Here is a 20314-nt window from a genome sequence, read left to right as displayed (position 1 = left end):
GCGGTGATGAACGCTGCCCGCTCGGGCGCGGCGACTGCGGAATTTGCCCGTTTTCTCGTGTGGTGCTCACGTGCGCTTGAGCCGCTCAGATCCCACCAACGGATGAAGAAGTTCCCTCGCCTGAGTTACGCAGCTTGATGTAGAGGGGTCGGACGCGAAACGTTCGCGCCCATGAACCTCAGGAAGACCATCACGGGGGCCGCTGTTGCCCTCGGCAGCGCCACCGTCATGCTCGGCCTGGGCGGCATCGCGCACGCTGACACCGCCGGCGTCGGTGCCGGTACCTCCCCGGACCTCGGCGGCCAGCTCGGTGACGTCGCCAGCGTCGGCGACCTCGCCTCGGTGGACACCAGCGACGTCAACGGCAAGATCCAGGCCGTCAACGCGCAGGACCTCGACGTGAACGCGATCGTCGAGAACGTCGACGCCGGTGGCAGCGGTGTTCCCGCCGCCACGCTCCTCGGTCTCAACGAGCCGCAGGGTCCGCCGAGCGCGCAGGCCGGGCTCGGCATCTGATCTGACCAGTACTTCCTGGCCGGGGCGGCGTCCGATTCCCTCCCCCTCGAATCGGGCGCCGTTCCACTTTTCCTAGGAGCGAAACGCCTTGAGCATCAAGAAGATCGTCGCTTCCGCGGGTATCGCCGCCGGTGCGATCGCGGCCATGGCGGGCACCGCGAGCGCCAGCCCGCTGCCGACGCCGGAGCTGCCGCAGGTCGACGCGATCGGCAAGGTCAGCGACGTCGCGGGTGCGGCGGGTGTCAGCACCCTGCACAACTTCGGTGGTGCCAACGTGGAGATGATCCACGACGGCAGCCACGTCGTCGGCGGCTGACTAGCGGCTGACTAGCGGCCCACCGCGTAGCCCTGCGCACCCCGTGGATTCGCGGCGGCGCGCAGGAGTCCGTCTGCCGCATCCCTTGCCACGGCTGACATCCGGCCGAGGGTCCACTCGCCGGCGTCCACGACCTGGTGGCCACGCGCTCGCAACGCAGCCAGGACGTCCCCGCCGGCGCGGGACTCGATGACGAGCTCGCCAGGGGTCCAGGCGCGCGGGTAGAACGAGCTCGGGAACGCGTTCGAGTGCCACATCGGCGAGTCGATCGCCTCCTGCAGGTTCAGGCCCGCCCGGTGCGCCAGCCAGAAGCCGAGCTGCCACTGGTCCTGCTGGTCGCCGCCGGGTGTGCCGAACGCCAGCGCCGGTCGGCCGTCGCGCAACGCCATGGACGGCGACAGGGTGATCCGCGGGCGCTTGCCCGGTGCCAGCGAGTTCGGCAAACCCTTGTCCAGCCAGAACATCTGGGCGCGGCTGCCCAGGCAGAAGCCGAGCGACGGGATCGTCGGCGACGACTGCAGCCAGCCGCCGGACGGGGTCGCGGAGACCATGTTGCCCCAGCGGTCCACCACGTCCACGTGCACGGTGTCGCCGCGCGTGACGCCGGAGCGGGCGACGGTCGGCTCGCCGAGCGCGCCGGTCGGGTCGCTCACCGACGTCGCCGGACCGCCGGTGATGTGCTTGGGCAGCAACGGTTCCCGGCCGTCGGGCGAACCGGGACGAAGTTCGAAGGACGCCGAGTCGGAGATCAACGACCGGCGTTCGGTCGCATAAGCCCGCGACACCAGCGTTTCCAGCGGCACGCCGGGGTCGTCGCCGTACCAGGCCTCGCGGTCGGCGAACGCCAGCTTCGCGGCCTCGACGGCCAGGTGCACGGTCTCCGCGGTGGGCTTGCCGTCCACATAGGACAGGTCGTACCCCTCCAGCAGCCGCAGCTGTTGCGCCAGAACGGGTCCCTGCGTCCACGCGCCGGCTTTCACGAGCGACCACTCGTCGAAGTCGACGACCAGCGCGTCCTCGTAGGTCGCCTCCCACGACGCCATGTCGGCGCCCGTCAGCACACCGGCGTGGTCACGGCCGGAGTCGTCCCGGAACTCACGCCGGCAGAACTCGTCGACCTGCGCCGCCACGAAACCCTGCGACCACGCCCGGCGTGCGGCCTCGATCTGCGCTTCACGGTCGGCGCCCGCGGCCTCACCCGCGGCCAGCAGCCATTCCCACGTGTCGGCGAGCTTCGGGTTGCGGAACCGTCCACCACGCACGGGCAGGACGCCACCGGGCATCCACTGCGCGGCCGACGTCGTCCAGTGGTCGCGGAACAGGTCGGAGACGAGCTCGATGGTGTCGACGACCCGCGGCAGCAGCGGGAAGCCGTCGCGGGCGTAGCCGATCGCCCTGTCGAGCACGTCGCGCAACGACTTGGTGCCGTGGTCACGCAGAAGGGTCAGCCACCCGTCCCACGCACCCGGCACGGTCGCCGCGAGCAGCCCGCTGCCCGGCACGAGGTCCAGCCCCAGTTCGGTGTAGTGCTCGATCGACGCGCCGGCCGGCGCCACGCCCTGGCCGCACAGCACGCGCGGACCGGAGCCGGCCGCCGCGAAGATGATCGGCACCTCGCCACCGGGGCCGTTGAGGTGCGGTTCCACCACCTGCAGCACGAAGCCCGCGGTGACGGCGGCGTCGAAGGCGTTGCCGCCGTCCTCCAACACAGCCATGGCCGCCGACGAGGCGAGCCAGTGGGTCGAGCCGACCATGCCGAAGGTGCCGACGAGTTCGGGGCGCGTGGTGAACACCCCATAAAGGTATGCGACGCTAACTAAATTGCGTGACTCCGAGTGACGCATGCCCCACCCCCGAATGGAGCAGTCCGTTCCATCGGCTCGATCTCCGCGTCCACCGTCTACGACTTTCGTTGTAGCTGACCGTGACGGATCTCCTACCAGAGGTCTACCGGCGCGGCCGATGTGTTCGAACACCTTCGAACGGCACAGTTCAGGCATGGGAATCCTGGGTGTCGCGACGATCTTCATCGGGCTCGCGCTGCTGGCAGCGGTGCCGTTGGTGGCGCTGCTCCACTGGACCGACCGTTGAGGCAGTATCAACTCTTGAGGTAACGAGCGTTAACCTCCTCGCGAGCAGTTCGCTTCGAGGAGGATGAAGGCATGGAGATCTCGGGTACCGCGGCCATCGTCACCGGTGGCGCGTCCGGTCTCGGCGGCGCGACCGCACGTGCGCTGGCGGCGCGTGGAGCGCAGGTGTTCGCGCTCGACCTGCCCAGCGCCATCGAGAAGGCCGAGGCCGTCGAGGGCGTGACCTACCTGGCCGCCGACGTGACCTCGGGCGAAGAGGTCCAGGCCGCCGTCGACACCGCGGCGGGCTCCGGCGCCCCGCTGCGCATCACGGTGAACTGCGCGGGCATCGGCCCGTCGTCCCGCACGGTCGGCAAGACCGGCCCGCACGACCTCGACCTCTACCGCAAGATCATCGAGATCAACCTGATCGGCTCGTTCAACGTCCTGCGCCTCGCGGCCGCCGCGATGGGCAAGACCGAGGAGCTCGAGCACGGCGCCCGCGGCGTCATCATCAACACCGCGTCGATCGCCGCGTTCGACGGTCAGATCGGCCAGGTCGCCTACGCCTCGTCCAAGGGCGGCGTCGTCGGCATGACCCTCCCGGCCGCCCGCGACCTCTCGAGCGTGGGCATCCGCGTGCTCACCATCGCGCCCGGCATCGTCGACACCCCGATGCTCGCCACGGTCTCCGACGAGTTCCGCGCGGGCCTCGCCGCCGGCGTGCCGTTCCCGAAGCGCCTGGCCCAGCCGGCCGAGTACGCGCAGCTCGCGCTCTCGATCATCGAGCACGACTACCTGAACGGCGAGGTCATCCGCATGGACGGCGCTCTCCGCATGGCTCCTCGCTAGAGATCACCCGCGTACGGCAGACGTGACATGGCGTCCGAGGTCATCCACTCGCGCAGGCGGTGGGTGGCCCGGACGTCGTCCTCGTTGTACTCGAGCAGCCGCCGCCGCTGCTCGGTGTCGAGCGCGTCGCCGTTCATCCCGACCGCGCCCCGGTACCAGCGCATGGAGTTCTCGCCACCGGCCTCCGGGTCCCGCCACTGGAACCCCGCGACCGGCGCGATGATCTTCAGTCCCTTGCCGTGCGCACACAGGAACTGCTCGCGCACGATCCCGAACAGGTCCACCCAGGAGTCCGACCCGATGAACTCCTTGATCTGCGCCACCGTCGGGATGCCGGGCTTGCCCGCGAACCTCTCCGCCGACGCCAGCAGCCAGCGGTTCTCCGCCAGCTCGTTGTAGCAGTAGGCGCGGAACGACAGCCCTCGCGCCTTGGCCCGCAACCTGATCCCGGTGAGCCAGGTCCAGAACTCGGCGAACGAACGGGCCTCGTCGTCGCACGGCAGCGCGTCCCAGGTGACGAACGCGCGGTAGCCGTGCTCCTCGTCGATGTCCTTCCCGGACAGCAGACAGCCCCACATGTACGCGCCGAGATCGCCGAAGCTCTCCATGTCGACGTCGACCTCGACGTCCGCACGCGGCACGTTCATCTCAGGCACCCGGCGCACCAACGTCAGGTCACGCAACCACGCGCGCGCCAGCACCACGGCGTCTCCGAACGGCATGCCGACGAGCTGGATCGGCCCTTCAGCCGCGGGATCCAGCTCCGCCAGCGCGTCCACAGTGGACAGCCCGGCCTTCCGCAACGCGACGGCGTCCTCGCCGCGCACCACGAGGCTGACGTCCCGCCCCTGCTTGAGATCGCTGTCGCAGGTGGGCCACCACGGACACGTCTTGCAGTCCACGATCCGCGACGGCCGCGCCAGCGGATCCTTCTGGTTCACCGCAGCCAACGCCACAGCCAGCCGATCGCTGAACCGGGCGTCGTACTCGGCCAGCGCAGTCCGCCCACCGGGCCACGTCGGCGCCTCCAGGTCGTGCCACAGCACGACGTCCGCGTCCATGCCGATGACACCACCGGTGGCCCGTCCACTCCGCGCGTACCCGGCAGCCTGCAACTGCCGTTGCGCATGAGCGAGCCGAAGCTGGTCCCGAGGCTGCGGCCGAACCTTGCGGTGCGGGTCCGTCCGGCTCCCACCGGGCAACGGCATGGTCAACGGACTCGTCTTGGCCCCCTGACCAGGATCAGTGATCTTGTGCCGCACGACGAGCACCGGCACGTACCCGGTCGAGTCCTTGACCAGGAGATCGATCCCACCACGCCGCCCACCGCGAGGATCACGCGGCAACGCGGCGCCCCAGATGTAGGGCGCCCCCATCTCCATGGCGGCGAGCGTCACCCGCTCGCGGTCCGCACTGCGCACGTCGGCCCCGCTCGGCACCTCGAAGAGGTCCGATCCGACCAGCCGCCCGAGCGCGTCGGCCACCGCACGACGATGGTTCGTCGCGTCCGCTTTCCGTTGTTCCGAAGCCGGATCCGGCGCCGCCTTGGGAGCGTCGCGCATCTCCGGATCGTTTTCGAGGTGCACCCGCCGCCGACAACGAGTGACCACGCCGGCGTCTAGCTGCACCTGGGAAGTCACGGATGCAGCGTATGTCGCGCGTCGGGAGGATGTGTCGGCAACCTGGGCAGTAAGTTTCTCCTGACGGAGGAGGTGTACCCGAATGGCGCGCAAAACCGGGCATCTGTTCACGCCCAAGAGGGCCAAGAACCTGGTCGGAGTGGCAAAGGTGGTGGCCCCGGCGCTCATTCCGGTCCTGGCTCCGGTGCTGGCCCGCGGCGCGGGCGCCCTCAGCGAACAGTACGACCGCTATCGCGCCCGCCGCCTGGGCATAGACGTGGCGGACATCGGCAAGTACTCGGGTTATGGCGCCCGCCTGCACGCACGGATTGTCGGTTTTTCGGAGTCCATGGAGTCTTTGCGCGCTTCCGACGAAGCGTGGGTTTCCAAGACCGAGGCGCGGCTCGCCCAACTCCTCGCCGCTGTTCGCGCTTCCGAACGCATGCCGACGGCCCGGCGCAAAGCCGCGCACCGGGCCGTCGGAACTGATCTGGACGTGCTGGAGCAGGAACTGCTCAGGCGCTTGAACGTGCGCTAGGGCAGACCCCCACCCTCCCGGGGGGACGACCCCTGTCCATTTTATCGCGATACGGGCAGGTCAAGCTGCCGTTCGGCGATCTGTGGATAACTCTCGGCCACCTCTTCCATCACCTCAGCCACCCGCTCCTCGCGCCGGATCATCGGATCCGACCGGAGATCACGAGCCAGCGAGAAGCAGAGACCGACCATCACGACCATGAACGGCAACGCCGCGATGATCGTGAGGTTCTGCAGCCCTGTCAGCGCGTTCGAGCCGCCCACCAACAACATCACCGCGGCGACGGCACCGGTCAGCACGCCCCAGAAGATCACCACGGGCTTCGTCGGCCGGATCGAGCCTCGCTGTGAGAGCGTGCCCATGACGATCGAGGCCGCGTCCGCCCCGGACACGAAGAAGATCGCCACCAGCACCATCACCACGACCCCGGCCACAGCGGCCAACGGGAACTGGTCCAGCAGCGAGAACAACTGGGACTCCGGCGAAGAGGCACCAGCCAGATCCACCCCACGCCGCTGCTCGAAGATCGCAGTGCCGCCCAGAATCGCGAACCACACCAGCGACACGGCGGACGGCACCAGGATCACGCCGGCCACGAACTGCCGGATCGTCCGCCCACGCGAGATCCGCGCGATGAACATGCCGACGAACGGCGTCCACGAGATCCACCACGCCCAGTAGAAGATCGTCCACCCGGACAGCCAGGTCTCGGTCGCGTCGCCACCGGAGGCGGCAGTCCGGCCGGCCATCGTCGCGAGCTCGCGGAAGTAGTCCCCGATGGCGGTCGGCAGCAGGTTCAGGATGAACACCGTCGGCCCCACGACGAACAGGAACAGCGCCAGCGTCACCGCCAGCACCATGTTGATGTTCGACAACCACTGGATGCCGCGCGCGACGCCCGACACGGCGGACGCCACGAACGCCACGGTCAGGATCGCGATGACGGCGACCAGCACACCGGTGCCGACGTTGCCCGCCCAGCCCGCGGCCTCCAGGCCCGACCCGATCTGCAGCGCGCCCAGGCCGAGCGAGGCCGCGGAGCCGAACAGCGTCGCGAAGATCGCCATCACGTCGATCGCACGTCCCCAGCCGGACGCGGCCCGGCGGCCCAGCACGGGGGTGAACGCGGCGCTGATCAGCGAGGACCGGCCGCGGCGGAAGCTGCTGTACGCGATCGCGATGCCGACGATGGCGTAGATCGCCCACGGGTGCAGCGTCCAGTGGAACAGCGTGGTGGCCATCGCGGTTTCCAGCGGGTCGCCGTCGGTACCGGGCGGCGGCTTCACGAAGTGCGACAACGGCTCGTTGACGCCGTAGAACATGAGACCGATGCCCATGCCGGCGCTGAACATCATCGCCACCCACGAGATGGTCTTGAACTCGGGTTTCTCGTCGTCGCGGCCGAGCGGGATCTTGCCGTAGCGGCTGAACGCGAGCCAGAGGGCGAAGACCACGAACCCGGAGGCCGAGATCACGAAAGCCCATCCCAGGTTCTGGATGACCCAGGCGAGCGCCGACTTCGAGAAGGTCGCCAAGCTGGTGGTGCCGACGATTCCCCAGGCCACGAACGCAAGCGTCAGACCAGCGGCAACGCCGAACACGACCCTGTCGGTACGGCCCGGCTGGTCGCATTGGTTGTGCATGCGGCCGTAGTTACCCGCTCGTAGACCGAACCAAACTCCTCCGATTACCCTCACCGACGTGAGCACACGGTCGAGTGAGTTGCGCACCCTGCGTGGTGCCGCGCTCGCGCTGACCTCTTCCGCGCTCACGATCGCCGCGCACGGGCTGGGCGGCGGAGAGCTGTCGGAGTTCGTCCACGCGCTGCCGCTGGTGGTGCTCATCGCGTTCGCCGCGGGGAGCCTCGCCGACAAGCGCACCGGCAGGCTGTCGGTCATCGCGGGGCTGGGTACGGCCCAGCTCGCGCAACACGTGCTGCTGACGTGGGTCAACCACGAGCACACGAACACGTTGACCGGGCAGATGTTCGTGGCGCACCTCGTCGCCGCGACGCTGACCGGCCTGCTCCTCTTCCACGCGGAGAACGCCCTGTTCAGGCTGTTCTCCGCAGTCACCCGCCTGATCCCCCGCAGGCTCACGCCGCTGCCGGTCACCAAGCCGGTGCGGACGTTCACCAGCACGCCTTACGTCCGCAGCGCGCACCACACGGACCTGAGACGTGCGAACGGGCTGCGCGGCCCGCCCTGTGGCTCCTGATCACTCGATCCGTCAGTCCCTTTGGCAATCAGGAGCCACAACTTCATGTCGACAAATCGATTTGGCGTGCGCGCGCTCGCCGTCCTCGGCGTGGCCGGACTCGCCGTCCTCGGCACCCCGACCATCGCATCGGCGCACGTCAGCGCCCAGCCGTCGGAGTTCACCCAGGGCGGCCGCGCGACCTTCGCGTTCCGCGTCCCGAACGAGCGGGACAACGCGGGCACCATCAAGCTGGAAGTCACGCTGCCGCAGGACACCCCGCTCACCTCGGTGCGCACCAAGCCGCTGCCCGGCTGGAAGGCCGAGGCCGTCAAGGCCAAGCTCGACAAGCCCGTGACGATCGGCGGCAAGGAGATCACCGAGGCGTTCCGGACGATCACCTGGACCGCGGACCCCGGCGTGAAGATCGGGATCAACGAGTACCAGGAGTTCTTCGTCGCGCTCGGCACGCTGCCGGAGGGCAAGGACAAGCTGGAGCTCCCGGCCAAGCAGACCTACGAGAACGGCGAGGTCGTGGACTGGAGCCAGTCCACCGGCGCCGACGGCAAGGAGCCGGAGCACCCGGCGCCCGCGCTCAAGCTCGCCCCGAAGAAGGCTGCCGAAGAAGACCACGGCCACGGCGCGGCCACGCCCGGCACCGAGACGCACGAGGCCGCGGTCTCGAGCTCGGACAACACGGCCCGCTACCTCGGGGGCGCGGGTCTCGCCGTCGGCGCGCTCGGCCTGGGCTTCGGTGTCGGCGCCATCCTGCGTTCGCGGCGCAAGGCATGAAGCGCGCGCTCATCGCGTGCCTGATCGCAGGTGCGGCCGTGCTCGTCACGGCCGCCCCCGCGGCGGCGCACAACGCTCTGATCAGCAGCGACCCGAAGGACAAGAGCTCGCTGGAGGCGGGTCCGTCGACCGTCACGCTGACGTTCGACCAGGACGTGCAGGGCGGCCAGGGCATCAACACGATCTCCGTGGTCGACGCCGGTGGCGGTCACTACGAGGTCGCCGGTGACCCGACGATCAAGGACAACGCGGTCTCCGCCAAGGTCAACGCGCTCGGCAAGGCCGGCGAGTACAAGATCGGCTACCGGATCCTCTCCGCGGACGGCCACCCGGTGTCCGGCGAGCTGACGTTCACGCTGACCAAGGACGGCACGGGCACGCCGACCACGCCCGCGTCCGCGAACACCGCCACCGGCGACAGCGGTTCGAGCGACGGCCTGCCCGTCTGGGTGTGGATCGTCGGTGCCGTGGTGCTGCTCGGCGGTGGCGTGTTCTTCGCCCTGCGCGGCGGGGGCACGAAGGCATGACCGACGTCCGGACCGCCGCTCCCAGCCACTACCGCGTGCTCGCCGGGCTCGTCCTCGGTGCGCTCGCGGGCATCGCGCTCGGCCTCGTGCTGGCACCACCCGTCGTGGTCGCCGGGGTCGTGGACGCCGGGGCGGCGGTCCGGTACGGCCTGCCGATCACGAGGGTGCTGCTGGACGTCTCGGCGACGATCGTCGTCGGGCTGTCGATCCTGCCGAAGCTGCTCGGCTTCGACCGGCCCACGCACACCGAACCGGTCATGCGGCTCGCCCGGCCGGCCGCGGTAGTCGCCGCCGCCGTCTGGGTCGTCACCGCACTGCTGGCGATCGTGCTCCAGGCCGCCGAGCTGCGGCCCGGCAGCGACGTGAGCATCGGCAACGCCGTCGACTACATCGCGACCGTCGGTGCCGGGAAGGGCCTGCTGTTCAGCGCGGCCTGCGCGTTCGTCTACCTGGTCGTCGGCGTGATGGCGGTCCGCAGCGGCGAGTCCGTGCCCGCTGAGCTGCGCATCCTCATCTCGATGTTCGGGCTGCTGCCGATCCCGGTGACCGGGCACGCCTCGAACTGGAAGTACCACGACTACTCGATGGTCTCCATGGAGCTGCACGTCCTGGGCGCCGCGGCGTGGACGGGCGGGCTCGGCGCGTTGATGGCCCTGGTGGCCTACCGCAAGGGGCTGCTCGCGGCCGCGCTGCCGAAGTTCTCGAAGGTCGCGACGATCTCGCTGATCGTGGTCTCGGTGACCGGCCTGTTCAACGGGCTGCTGGAGCTGGTCCTCAACCCGGTGGTGCCGTTCCCGCAGTCACTGGTCACGACCGGCTACGGGTTGTTGTTCCTCGGCAAGCTCGTGTGCGCGGCGCTGATCGCCGTGCTCGGCGCGCACATCCGGTGGCGGTTGCTGCCGAAGATCTCGCAGCACAAGGTCACGGCGATCGTGCAGTGGGCGGTGCTGGAGGTGACGATCATGGGCGTCGCGTTCGGTCTCGCCGTGATCCTGAGCCGGGCTCCGGTCAGCTGAAGCCCATCGCCACGCGCACCAGGTCGGCAACGGCACGTGACCTGCTGTGCGGGGGCCACGCGATCACCGTCGTCACCTTCGGCGCGTCCACCACCGGTATCGCGGTCAGGCCTTCGAGCAGGCCGTTGCGAACCACTTCCGGCATGACCGCGACAGCACGGCCGAGCGCGATCATCTGGAACAGCTGCGTCAGGTCGTGCACCTCCACGCCGGGGCCGGGCAGGTAAGTGCCGTCAGGTTCCGGCCAACGCGCCAGCTCCGGCAGATCGATCACGTCAGCCATCCGCAGCTGGGCCGCACCGGCCAGGGAATGCGACTTCGGCATGATCGCGAACTGGTTCTCGGCGCGCAGCGGCTCGACGTCGAGACCAGCGGTCGAGTCGAACGGTTCGTGCAGGATCGCCACGTCCGCACGGCCGTCGAGCAGCGGTTGCGCGGCGTGGGCCTGGACCAGCATCAGGTCGACGGCGACCGCACCCGGTTCAGCGGCGTAGGCGTCGAGCAGCTTCGCCAGCAGTTCGCTGGAACCGCCTGCTTTGGCGGCCAGCACCAGCGAAGGCCGATCCACGGTGCGGGTGTGCCTCTCCGCCGCGGTGACCGCGCCCAGGATCGCCCTTCCCTCGGCCAGCAGCACCGCGCCCGCCTCGGTGAGCGTGACCTTGCGGCTGGTGCGGGTCAGCAACGCGACGCCGAGCCGGTGTTCGAGCTGGGCGATCGTGCGCGACAACGGCGGCTGGGCGATGCCGAGGCGGTCGGCAGCCCGGCCGAAGTGCAGCTCCTCGGCGACCGCCACGAAGTACCGCAGCTCGCGCGTTTCCACGCCATCAGTATCCATACCGGCCGGGTATCGCTGCCAGACCGAAGCGATGTTGGTTCTCAGACCACCGCCGACCACGATGAAATGCATGAGCGAACAGACGATTGCGCTGGTCACCGGCGCGAACAAGGGAATCGGGTACGAGATCGCGGCCGGGCTCGGGATGACGGTCGGAGTCGGTGCGAGGGACGTGCAGAAGGGTGAGGAAGCCGCCGAGAAGCTGCGGGCGAACGGCGTCGACGCGTTCGCGGTGGCGTTGGACGTGACCGACGACGAGAGTGTCAAGGCGGCAGCAGCGCTGTTCGAGGAGCGGTTCGGACGCCTCGACGTGCTGGTCAACAACGCGGCGATCGCCGGGGTCTGGCCGGCGGCCCCGTCCGTTGCGACGGCGGAAAGCCTGCGGGACGTGCTGGAGACCAACGTGATCGGCGTCCTCAGGGTCACCAACGCGATGCTGCCGCTGCTGGCCAGGTCCGCACGACCGCGGATCGTGAACCAGTCGAGCCACCTCGCGTCACTGACGCTGCAGACCACGCCGGGAGTGGAGTTCGGCGAGGTCAACGGGACCTACACACCGGCGAAGACGTTCCTGAACGCGCTCACCGTCCAGTACGCCAAGGAACTCACGAACATCAAGATCAACGCGGCCTGTCCCGGCTACGTGGCGACCGACCTCAACGGCTTCCAGGGGAGGGACACACCCGCGGAGGGAGCCAGGATCGCGATCGAGCTGGCCACCCTGCCCGACGACGGGCCGACCGGGGGCCTGTTCGACCACAGCGGACCCGTGCCGTGGTGATTGTTCAACGTGAAACATCCGCGCACTCGGTGAGTGGTCCGATCAGCGCGGCGAGCTGCGCACGAACGGACTAATCGGTGATCAGTCGAGCCGAAGATTCCTCACGCATGCGCGCCAGCCGGTTCATCGTCCGCTGACCGCGGCGATCCAGCTCACGGCTGTCGATCCAGCCGTTGGCGTAGTAGCGGTAGTCCTGCGCGAGCGCCACGAGCTCCGCGAGGTAGTCGGCGGATCGGCGCCGTCGCTCCTCGTCGAACGCCGCCAGCAGCGGCAACTGGGTGTCCACCACCTCGTCGAGCAACTGCGCGGACCGCAGCGCTCTCTTGGAACGCCACCTCCGAGTAAGGCTCACGCGCCGCACCTCGTCCTTCGCCCCGACCTGCCGCACCTTAGGCGTGGATTTCACGCCCGTCGATGCTGCATTCGTGTGCGGAGGTCCTGGCGTTACCGGTTCGTGTCCCACACCATCCGAAAGTGATGCTATGGGTCCCAAACGAGATTCGGCTCAGGCGGCCGACTCGGCACCGGTGAAGCGGGCGACGCGGTCCGCGAGCTCGCGGGCCTCGGGGTTGTTGCGACGCTTCTCGGCCTCCTGGCGAAGCGGCTCCATGCGCTGCTTCGTGCGGACGGACTTGAGGCTTTCCGACAGGTCCACGGCCTGGCGGCCGATCTTGGCGCCGTGGTCGATGTCGCCCTCGAGCAGGTGGTTGATCGCCATCGAGGTCAGGTTGAACGAGCGGCTGCGGGCGTACTCGTCACCGAAGTTGTTGATCGCCTTGGACAGTGCCGGGATGGCGGTCCGCGTGTACTTGGCATCCACAGTCTGTGCCAGCTCCGTGTGCACCGTGCCGATCATGGACGAGAGGTCGATCTCGTTGAAGAACTTGGCCCATGCGGGGGCTTCGGCGACGTTCGCGCGGGAGAACTCGTCGCGCGCGCAACCGAGCAGCTTGAGCGCCTGCTCGTCGGAGCCCATCTTCGCGTAGGCCCAGGCCTCGTTCGCGCACAGGATGCCGACGGCCAGTTCGGAACCGGAGTTCTGCGCCGCCAGCTGACCCAGCTGGAACACCTTCAGCGCGTCGTCCGGAGCGTTCTGGTGCAAGTACACGCGGCCCATGCGGTACAGGATGTTCGCCATCAGCGCCTCGTTCTCGCCCTGTTTGGCGAGGTCGAGCGCCTGACCGAAGTGGTTGCGGGCCGAGTCCATCAGGCCGGTGTCGAACGACGTCCAGCCGGCGAGGTTGTGCAGGTCGGCCAGCGCGACGTAGAGGCGCTGGCGAACGATGTCCGTGGAGCTCGCACCGAGCATCTGCTGTCCCCAGGACAGCTGGGCGACGACGGCGTCGCGGCAGGAACCGCCGCCGTACTGGTAGTCGAGGGCGCGCAGAGCCCGCGTCGCCGCTTCGACCTGGCGCACATCGGTCATGCCGATGCGTCCCGGAGCCGGAGTCTGTGTGGGGTGAGAAACCCACGACCCGGAGTCCGCTCCGAACACGGCCGCGCCGACTGTCACGGCGGCGGCGTGCGCGAGGAACTTCCGACGCTTCACCGACTCGTCCTCCTCAGGATGGGGTGAGTCCGCGGTCGCGGCCACCCTCACTGCCGTTGTCTCGTCATAGGCGAGACCCATGTATCCACGTGGGACACCCAAGCCGACGGCGATCCTGGTCAGGACGTCATAAGCCATCACCCGGCGTCCCTTGAGGATCTCCGAGACCTCGGACTGTGATTGGCCCGTGAGCGCCGCGATCTGGCGCTGGGACACGCCGTGCCGTCGGAGCAGCCGGTAGACCGAGCTGATCTCTCGTCGGGCCAGTGCGTCCCGCATCTCCTGGTGGTCCCACACCTCAGGTGGGATCGGAGAGCCCTGGGAACTCATGGTGTTCATCGCGCACCCTCACAGTCCGTTGGGCGTCATCGGCAGACTAGGGGCAGGTCCCCGAGCCCGAGAAGTCCTCTTCGGCAGGGCTGATCGGCCCTGCCGAACACCGCTTACCGCTCACCGTAAGACTTCCACCGGTCAGCGCTGTGACGTCCCGTTCCGGCATGAATCATCGCAATCTAGATTCCGGTAAGCGAGTGAGCACGGAGAGGAACGACCGATAGTGGACAGCTCCTCCCCGAGTTCCACCTCCATTGTGGAGACGGGTGACACCGAATCCACATGGCGCGGCACGACCGGGCAGCGTCGGACGTGGCAGATCAGCTGCGGCGACGTGGTCGACCGGGACCGCCAGCTCACCGTGAAGGTCGTTCAGGGCCAAGTGGTTCTGGTCGGACCTCCCGGGGAGACGGCAGTCTTGTCCCACGACCAGCTCGTACAGCTCAGGGCTGCGCTACGCGAAGCCGCCGACCAGGCGGAAAGGTGACGGTGACGTTTCGATGGACGCGATCCTCGGACAGGTTCTTCGCAACGCTGTGTGGGAACGCCTCGACCTGCTCACGGAGCTGGCGAGCCGCGCGGACGCCCCGTCCCTCCTGTCGGTGGCTCGATCCGAGCTCCCTCGGCTGACCGAGGGATGGCGTGCTCTGCTGGCAGCGCACGAGCCGGACGAGAAGGGCAACTGCCCTGAGTGCTCCGGCCGTTGGCGCCAGCAGAAGTCACCTTGCTCGGTGTGGCGCGCCGCGTACGAACACCTGGTTGCGGGCGGACTCGCCCCGCGCCCGGCTCGCCACCTGCGCGAGGCCCCGGTGACTCCTCCTGTCACCCGGACCCGCCGCGCGGTGGCTCGAGCCCACTAACGGGCGTTTGCGTCTGACCTGGCGTCCCCCCGACACGACCAGGTCTGCAAACCGCCTACTGACCGGTGGTCCGCGATGCGCGAACCCCCGACCGCGACATCGCGGACCCCGGTCAGCTTCACAACTCCACAGATTCCCGCGGGCCGGTGACGTGCACCTTCCCTCCCCGACCGTTGTCGGCCCGCGGTCACCACGTCGGCCCCTTGTCTGCCCCTCCCGCGCAGGCAAGGGGCCGTTTCCACATTGCGGAAGTCACGCGGGGGCCCCGCGTTTCCTTCTGGGGTACGCGGGGCCCCCTGCGTGCGGTCAGAGCGAACGGAAGCTCCCCGCGTGCACTTCGTCAGCGGTGTGTGCCCGTCTTCCAGGTCAGGTACGAGGTGAGGCCGGGAAACAGCCGGCCGGAGATCTCGAACGCCTTGAGCTGCCAAGGGAACAGGTGCTCAGCGCGTTCCTTCTCCACGGCGTCGACGATCGCCTTCGCGCACCGCTCCGGCGTCACGGTGGGGATCAGCCGAGCGATCGCCGGGATCCGCTCCTCGGCACCGGGGTTGTTGGTGAAGTACTCGCTGGACACCTTGCCCGGAATCACTTCGCTGATGCCGACCCCGGTGCCCCGCAGATCAAGCCGCAAAGAAGCGGTCAGGCCCCGGAGAGCCCACCGCGACGACTGGTAGCCCACGCAGCCGGGAATCGGCAGCCGCGACACCGGCGAGTTCACGTTGACGATCCAGCCGGAGCCGCGTGCACGCATCACGCCCAAGTACTCCCTGGTCAGGAGCAACGCGGCCAGGTACGGCACGGCGGTCATCGTCTGCAGCTCGTCGGCTGAGGTGTCGTCGAGGAACAGCCAGCGGCCGACGCCCGCGTTGTTGACCAGCACGTCAGGTGCCGGAACCTCCTCGGCGAGCGCGCTGATCTGCGCGGCGTCCGCGAGATCTGCCGTGTGCGCGGACGCCGAGCCACCGAACTCGATGATCCGTTTGACCTGTAGATCGAGCAGTTCGGCGCTGCGGGCCACAAGGTGGACGTGCGCGCCGTGGGCCGCGAACCTGAACGCGGCCTCCGCGCCGATCCCTTGGGACGCTCCCGTGACCAGAACCCTCTTGCCCGACAGCTGCATCAGACCACCGATCGCACTCGACTCATCAACACCGCCGCCAGCACGGTCGCCAGTGCCGATGCCGCGAACAGGCCGCGGTAACCACCAAGGTTCGCGAGGATCACCGTGGTCAGCAAGGGGGCGATGACCTGCGGCAACGCGTTGGCCACGTTGATCACGCCCAGATCCTTGGCCCGATCGGCCGCGGCGGGCAACACCTGGGTGAGCAGCGCGATCGCGACGGCCAGGTACGTGCCGAAGCCGACGCCGAGCAACGGGGAGGCGACGAGCGCGACCGGCCACGTCGGCGACACCACCAACAACAGCGCCGCCAACGCCATGACCGCTGACGCGCCGTACACATACGGCTTCCGACGGCCAGAACGATCACTTCGTGCGCCGAACAGCACCGCTCCTGCGGTGAGCGCCACCCCGTACAGGACCATCAACTGCAGCAAGCCCTGGTCGGGAGACGGGTGGTGCACCGCGTCGCTCAGGAAGAAGTACAGGTACAGCGTGCCGAACGCGTTGCCGACGTTGAGCATGAAGTGCCCGAGCCACGCCCACGCGAAGTCGGGGTGCTCACGGGGTGAGATCCAGAACGTCGGCCGCACCGGCTTCACGGCCAACTGCGTGTCCGGCGTCCTCAGCACGAAGAACAACGCTCCGGCCAGCACGATCGCCGCGCAGGCCAGGTAGCCGGCCTCCAGGTCGGTGACCAGCTCCGTGACGACGACCGCGCCCAGCACGGTGCCGAGCATCTGGCTGATGCCGAACTGCCCACCGACCTTGGCCCGTTGCGCGACGGGCACCCGATCCGGCACGGCGGCGGTCAGCGCGGCGAGCATGCTGCTGACTCCCGCCTGCACCAGGCACCAGCCGATCGTCATGACCAGGACCGAGTGCGCGCCGGCGAGAACAGCGAGGCCGGCCACCGCGACGATCGACCCGATCAGCGTCCACGGATGCCGGCGGCCGAAGCGCGAGGTCGTGCGGTCGGACAGGAACCCGATGAGCGGCACGCCCACCATCGCCACGAACGCGCCGACACCGGTGACGACGCCGAACACGAACGTCTTGTTCGCCTTGTCCAGCAGTTCGGCCTGACGCGGCAACAGGATCTGGATCGGCGCGTAGACCGCGAGCCACAGACCGAGGTTCGCGACGAACAGCAAGGCCATCCAGCTCCGGCGAACCGGGACGACCGGCTCCGCGAGTGCCTCACTCACCACTGATCACCTTTCTGTACCAGTGGAACGAGTCGCGCGGCGTGCGGCGCTGCGTCTCGTAGTCGACCTGGACCAGGCCGAAACGCTGCGAATATCCGGCTTCCCACTCGAAGTTGTCGAGCAGCGACCACACGAAGTACCCGGAGACACCCGCTTCCAGCGCGGCCTTGAGGTGGCCGTCGAGGAAGGAGATCCGGTCGGCGTCCGCGATCTCGTCGGGGAAGCTGCACCCGCTCTCGGTCACGTACACGGGCGGCAGGTTCGGGTACCGCTCACGCAACGTCGTGATCATCTCGGAAAGCCCGGACGGCACGACCGGCCAGCCGAACCCGGTGCGCGGGTACTCGTCGATCTCCACGAGTTCGAACGGCAGCGGGTTGCCCTCCGACGGGGACTTCAGCCGCGTCGGGTTGTAGTAGTTGACCCCGTAGAAGTCGAGCGGCTGGTGGATGACCTGCAGATCTCCGTCCACAACCGGCAGGAGATCGGCGACTGCGTCCGGATATCGGCCCGACAGAAGTGGGTCCGCGTACAGCCAGTTGTGGATTTCGCTGTACGCCTCGGCGGCTGCTGCGTCGTTCGGAGTAGCGGGCCAGGCCGGCGTGTGGTTGTTCGCGGTGCCAACGGCCTGTGCGTTGAACGAACGCAGCACTTCGACCGCACGGCCGTGAGCGAGGTTCAGGTGGTGGGCGGTCGGCAACGCGTCGAAGAGCAACGTCTTGCCAGGGGCGTGTTCACCGATCGCATAGCCCTGCAACGTCACCATGGCGGGTTCGTTGATGGGGATCCACAGCTTCACGCGGTCGGCGAGACGGTCCGCGACCAGCGCCGTGTAGTCGGCGAACCGGTCGGCGATGTCCCGGTTGAGCCAGCCGCCCTCGGCTTCGAGCTCCAGCGGCGTGTCCCAGTGGTACAGCGTCGCGACCGGGGCGATGCCGACCTCGACCAGCGCGTCGACCAGGCGGTCGTAGAAGTCGAGGCCCTCGGCGTTGACGGGCCCCTTGCCGGAGGGCTGGATGCGCGGCCACGCGATCGAGAACCGGTACGCGTTCACGCCGAGCTGCGTCATGAGCGCAACGTCTTCGCGCCACCGGTGGTAATGATCGCAAGCAACGCTGGCGTCATGACCTTCGTGTACCGGAGTGAACTCGTCCCACACCGAAGGGCCTCGTCCGCCCTCGTTGAACGCGCCCTCGATCTGGAACGCGGACGTCGACACTCCCCAGAGGAAGTCGCTCATCGATCCTCCAAATGTGAAACTTGTTCGGATCGTAGGCGTGTTGACAGGTTCAGGGAAGTGAAAGAGCCGTACAACAGGCAAGATGGAAGCACCCGAACTACTGGGAGTCGCCGTGACGAGCACCACCCCGCTTCGCCGCCAGCCCGTTCAGCAGCGCAGCGCCAAGAGAGTCGAACGAATGCTCGAGGCCTGCGCGACCCTGATCGACGAGGTCGGCTACGACGGCGTGACCACGACGTTGATCGCGGAGAGAGCGGGAGTGGCGGTCGGCTCGCTGTACCAGTTCTTCCCGGACAAGAGAGCCGTCGTGCAGGCGCTGACGCTGCGCAACGTCGACAGGTTCTCCCAGGGCATCACCGAGAGGCTCGAGCAGGCGACACTCGAGCACTGGTGGGACGCCGTGGACACGGTGTTCGACGTCTACGTGACGATGCACCGCGAGATCCCCGCGTTCGGGAGGCTCCACTTCGGTGACGTCGTGGACATGCGGCTGCTCGACGAGCGCCGCGACAACAACGCCGTCATCTCCGACAAGATCTCCGAGCTGATCTCCGGCCGCTTCGGCATCCCGATGGCCGAGGTCCAGCTGCCGATCGCGATCGCCGTCGAGGCCGCCGACGCCGTCATGAAGATGGCGTTCCGCAAGACCCCGATGGGCGACCCCGCGATCCTGGGCGAAGCGAGGGCCCTCGTCAGGGGTTACCTGAAGTCCCGGCTCCCGGCCTAACCGAAGTTCCGGCGCTCGCCGCGGTACGTGGGCACGGTCCGCTCGATGCGGTCACCGTGCACCAGGTGCACCTCGTCGAACCGCTCGAACAGCTCGCCGGCCTTGGCATGACGCATCCAGACGCGGTCACCGATCTTCAGGTACTCCGCCGCCTTCCCGGTGACCGGCGTCTGCACCTCGCCGGCACCTTCGAGGCCGAGCGTCTTCAGCCCGGCAGGCAGGTACGGCGACGGCTGACGGTCGGGCGTCGGCGTGCCGGACGCGATGTACCCGCCGGCGAAGAGCGTCGCGGTGCGCTTGTTCGGCTTGCGCACGACGGACAGCGCGAACAGCGCCGCGGGTTCCGGCTTGAACGCCTGGTAGGCGTCGAAGAGCGTCGGCCCGAAGAGCCCCGACCCGGCCGCGAGCTCGGTGACGGACGGGTCCGACCCGGTCAGCTCCAGGCTGCCGGTGCCACCACCGTTCACGAACTCCAGGTCCGCGACCTGCCGGATCGCGCTGACGACGGCGGACCTGCGCTGGATCAGCTCGGGCCCGGACTTCGACTGGATGAACCGGATCCCGAGCGCGCGCAACGGCTGACCGGGCGGGTTGTCCCCCAGCCCGGCGATCTGCCCCTCGTACGCCATGACGCCGACGAGCTTGAACCCGCGCCGCTGCGTGATCCGGGCGGCGAGGGCCTTCGCCTGCTGCGGCGTGTGGATCGGCGAGCGGCGCGGCCCGATGTGCAGGCCGGGCAACGGCCGCCACGAGACGTCGAGCTCCAGGCAGACCCGGATGTCCGAGTGCGGACCGATCGCGGCGTCCACGAAGTCGAGGTGCGCCATCGAGTCGACCATGATCGTGACGCGCTGACGTGCGGTTTCGTTCGCCGCGAGCTTCTGCAGCGACGCCCGGTCGGCGGTCGGGTAGGCGACCAGCAGGTCCTCGCTGACGTTCTGCTCGGACAGCCACAGCGCCTCGGCCAGCGAGTAGCACATGACACCGGAGTAGCCGGGCCGTTCCAGAGCCCGGCTCACCAGATCGCGCACCCGGATCGACTTGCTCGCCACCCGGATCGGATGACCGGCAGCGCGACGGGCGAGGTCCGCCGCGTTGTGGTCGAAGGCGTCCAGGTCGACGATCGCGAACGGAGGATCCAGATCCTTCGTCGCGGCATCGAGTCGAGTTCTGCGCATGCCCTGACGGTACGTCGTCAACCCTTGAAACGTGAAGAGCTT

Annotated in this window: 21 protein-coding genes; 11 read left to right on the top strand and 10 right to left on the bottom strand. The window is 68.6% G+C overall.

The window, feature by feature from the left end; translation table 11 throughout:
- The first annotated feature begins 171 nt into the window (after window positions 1-171).
- Both AOM45_RS02210 and AOM45_RS02205 read left to right on the top strand, forming a co-directional pair.
- Window positions 172-516, top strand: a complete 345-nt coding sequence (locus tag AOM45_RS02210; protein WP_030465568.1) for a hypothetical protein — start codon at window positions 172-174, stop codon at window positions 514-516.
- Between the two features lie 88 nt (window positions 517-604).
- A complete protein-coding gene (locus AOM45_RS02205; RefSeq protein WP_030465569.1) occupies window positions 605-832 on the top strand; it encodes a hypothetical protein in 228 nt (75 codons plus the stop codon).
- 11 nt (window positions 833-843) lie between these two features.
- Here the strand turns inward: AOM45_RS02205 and AOM45_RS02200 are convergent, their stop codons facing one another.
- Window positions 844-2625, bottom strand: coding sequence for a gamma-glutamyltransferase family protein (locus tag AOM45_RS02200; RefSeq protein WP_030465570.1), 1782 nt, complete (start codon window positions 2623-2625; stop codon window positions 844-846).
- Window positions 2626-2994: 369 nt separating this feature from the next.
- Between AOM45_RS02200 and AOM45_RS02195 the strand changes: the two genes are divergently transcribed.
- Window positions 2995-3753, top strand: coding sequence for an SDR family NAD(P)-dependent oxidoreductase (locus tag AOM45_RS02195; RefSeq protein WP_030465571.1), 759 nt, complete (start codon window positions 2995-2997; stop codon window positions 3751-3753).
- On the opposite strand, the gene AOM45_RS02190 is transcribed toward AOM45_RS02195, so the two are convergent.
- On the bottom strand, window positions 3750-5393 hold the full coding sequence (locus AOM45_RS02190; RefSeq protein ID WP_030465572.1) for a TM0106 family RecB-like putative nuclease: 1644 nt from the start codon (window positions 5391-5393) through the stop codon (window positions 3750-3752). The two genes, AOM45_RS02195 and AOM45_RS02190, sit on opposite strands and share 4 nt — an antisense overlap.
- Before the next feature lie 82 nt (window positions 5394-5475).
- On the opposite strand from AOM45_RS02190, the gene AOM45_RS02185 reads away from it, so the two are divergent.
- Window positions 5476-5910, top strand: coding sequence for a DUF6474 family protein (locus AOM45_RS02185; protein WP_030465573.1), 435 nt, complete (start codon window positions 5476-5478; stop codon window positions 5908-5910).
- Window positions 5911-5951: 41 nt separating this feature from the next.
- Here the strand turns inward: AOM45_RS02185 and AOM45_RS02180 are convergent, their stop codons facing one another.
- Window positions 5952-7553 carry a BCCT family transporter gene (locus AOM45_RS02180; RefSeq protein WP_030465574.1) on the bottom strand — a complete coding sequence of 534 codons (1602 nt, stop codon included), beginning with the start codon at window positions 7551-7553 and terminating at the stop codon, window positions 5952-5954.
- A gap of 58 nt (window positions 7554-7611) precedes the next feature.
- On the opposite strand from AOM45_RS02180, the gene AOM45_RS02175 reads away from it, so the two are divergent.
- Genes AOM45_RS02175 through AOM45_RS02160 form a run of 4 tightly spaced genes read left to right on the top strand, consistent with a single transcriptional unit; the run spans window position 7612 to window position 10441 of the window.
- On the top strand, window positions 7612-8127 hold the full coding sequence (locus AOM45_RS02175; RefSeq protein ID WP_059362165.1) for a hypothetical protein: 516 nt from the start codon (window positions 7612-7614) through the stop codon (window positions 8125-8127).
- A 45-nt stretch (window positions 8128-8172) separates the two neighbouring features.
- The gene (locus AOM45_RS02170; protein WP_030465576.1) at window positions 8173-8898 is read left to right on the top strand and encodes a YcnI family copper-binding membrane protein; all 726 of its coding nucleotides are present in this window, start codon (window positions 8173-8175) and stop codon (window positions 8896-8898) included.
- Window positions 8895-9425, top strand: coding sequence for a copper resistance CopC family protein (locus AOM45_RS02165; protein ID WP_030465577.1), 531 nt, complete (start codon window positions 8895-8897; stop codon window positions 9423-9425). The genes AOM45_RS02170 and AOM45_RS02165 overlap by 4 nt, the downstream gene beginning before the upstream one ends.
- Entirely contained in the window at window positions 9422-10441 is a 1020-nt protein-coding gene (locus AOM45_RS02160) for a CopD family protein (protein ID WP_030465578.1), read from the top strand. Before AOM45_RS02165 ends, AOM45_RS02160 begins: the two co-directional genes overlap by 4 nt.
- On the opposite strand, the gene AOM45_RS02155 is transcribed toward AOM45_RS02160, so the two are convergent.
- Entirely contained in the window at window positions 10434-11261 is an 828-nt protein-coding gene (locus tag AOM45_RS02155; protein ID WP_030465579.1) for a LysR family transcriptional regulator, read from the bottom strand. The genes AOM45_RS02160 and AOM45_RS02155 overlap by 8 nt on opposite strands.
- Before the next feature lie 85 nt (window positions 11262-11346).
- Here AOM45_RS02155 and AOM45_RS02150 point away from each other — a divergent pair, with 85 nt between their 5' ends.
- Complete coding sequence (locus AOM45_RS02150; protein ID WP_030465580.1) at window positions 11347-12057, top strand: SDR family oxidoreductase; 711 nt, start codon at window positions 11347-11349, stop codon at window positions 12055-12057.
- Window positions 12058-12127: 70 nt separating this feature from the next.
- Here AOM45_RS02150 and AOM45_RS02145 read toward each other — a convergent pair whose 3' ends face one another.
- On the bottom strand, window positions 12128-12463 hold the full coding sequence (locus tag AOM45_RS02145) for a hypothetical protein (RefSeq protein WP_236703053.1): 336 nt from the start codon (window positions 12461-12463) through the stop codon (window positions 12128-12130).
- Window positions 12464-12562: 99 nt separating this feature from the next.
- Window positions 12563-13945 carry a helix-turn-helix domain-containing protein gene (locus AOM45_RS02140; protein ID WP_059362162.1) on the bottom strand — a complete coding sequence of 461 codons (1383 nt, stop codon included), beginning with the start codon at window positions 13943-13945 and terminating at the stop codon, window positions 12563-12565.
- Window positions 13946-14439: 494 nt separating this feature from the next.
- Between AOM45_RS02140 and AOM45_RS02130 the strand changes: the two genes are divergently transcribed.
- Window positions 14440-14799 carry a hypothetical protein gene (locus AOM45_RS02130; protein ID WP_035909125.1) on the top strand — a complete coding sequence of 120 codons (360 nt, stop codon included), beginning with the start codon at window positions 14440-14442 and terminating at the stop codon, window positions 14797-14799.
- Window positions 14800-15139: 340 nt separating this feature from the next.
- Here the strand turns inward: AOM45_RS02130 and AOM45_RS02125 are convergent, their stop codons facing one another.
- From AOM45_RS02125 to AOM45_RS02115, 3 genes are read right to left on the bottom strand one after another with little or no spacing between them, the layout of a single operon-like run.
- Window positions 15140-15919 carry an SDR family NAD(P)-dependent oxidoreductase gene (locus tag AOM45_RS02125; protein ID WP_030465585.1) on the bottom strand — a complete coding sequence of 260 codons (780 nt, stop codon included), beginning with the start codon at window positions 15917-15919 and terminating at the stop codon, window positions 15140-15142.
- Window positions 15919-17079: an MFS transporter gene (locus AOM45_RS02120; protein WP_081901880.1), complete on the bottom strand. Its 1161-nt coding sequence runs from the start codon at window positions 17077-17079 to the stop codon at window positions 15919-15921. Before AOM45_RS02120 ends, AOM45_RS02125 begins: the two co-directional genes overlap by 1 nt.
- A 40-nt stretch (window positions 17080-17119) precedes the next feature.
- Window positions 17120-18367 (bottom strand): GH1 family beta-glucosidase, encoded by a 1248-nt coding sequence (locus tag AOM45_RS02115; protein WP_030465587.1) that lies wholly within the window; start codon window positions 18365-18367, stop codon window positions 17120-17122.
- 82 nt (window positions 18368-18449) lie between these two features.
- Between AOM45_RS02115 and AOM45_RS02110 the strand changes: the two genes are divergently transcribed.
- A complete protein-coding gene (locus tag AOM45_RS02110; protein ID WP_063756969.1) occupies window positions 18450-19094 on the top strand; it encodes a TetR family transcriptional regulator in 645 nt (214 codons plus the stop codon).
- Here the strand turns inward: AOM45_RS02110 and AOM45_RS02105 are convergent.
- Window positions 19091-20272, bottom strand: coding sequence for an amino acid deaminase/aldolase (locus AOM45_RS02105; protein WP_030465589.1), 1182 nt, complete (start codon window positions 20270-20272; stop codon window positions 19091-19093). The genes AOM45_RS02110 and AOM45_RS02105 overlap by 4 nt on opposite strands.
- Window positions 20273-20314: the final 42 nt, after the last annotated feature.

It is taken from the genome of Lentzea aerocolonigenes, from assembly GCF_000974445.1.
GTDB lineage: Bacteria > Actinomycetota > Actinomycetes > Mycobacteriales > Pseudonocardiaceae > Lentzea > Lentzea aerocolonigenes.
The sequence above is the reverse complement of the archived record's forward strand: the minus strand, read 5'-3'. Positions and strand labels throughout refer to the sequence as shown.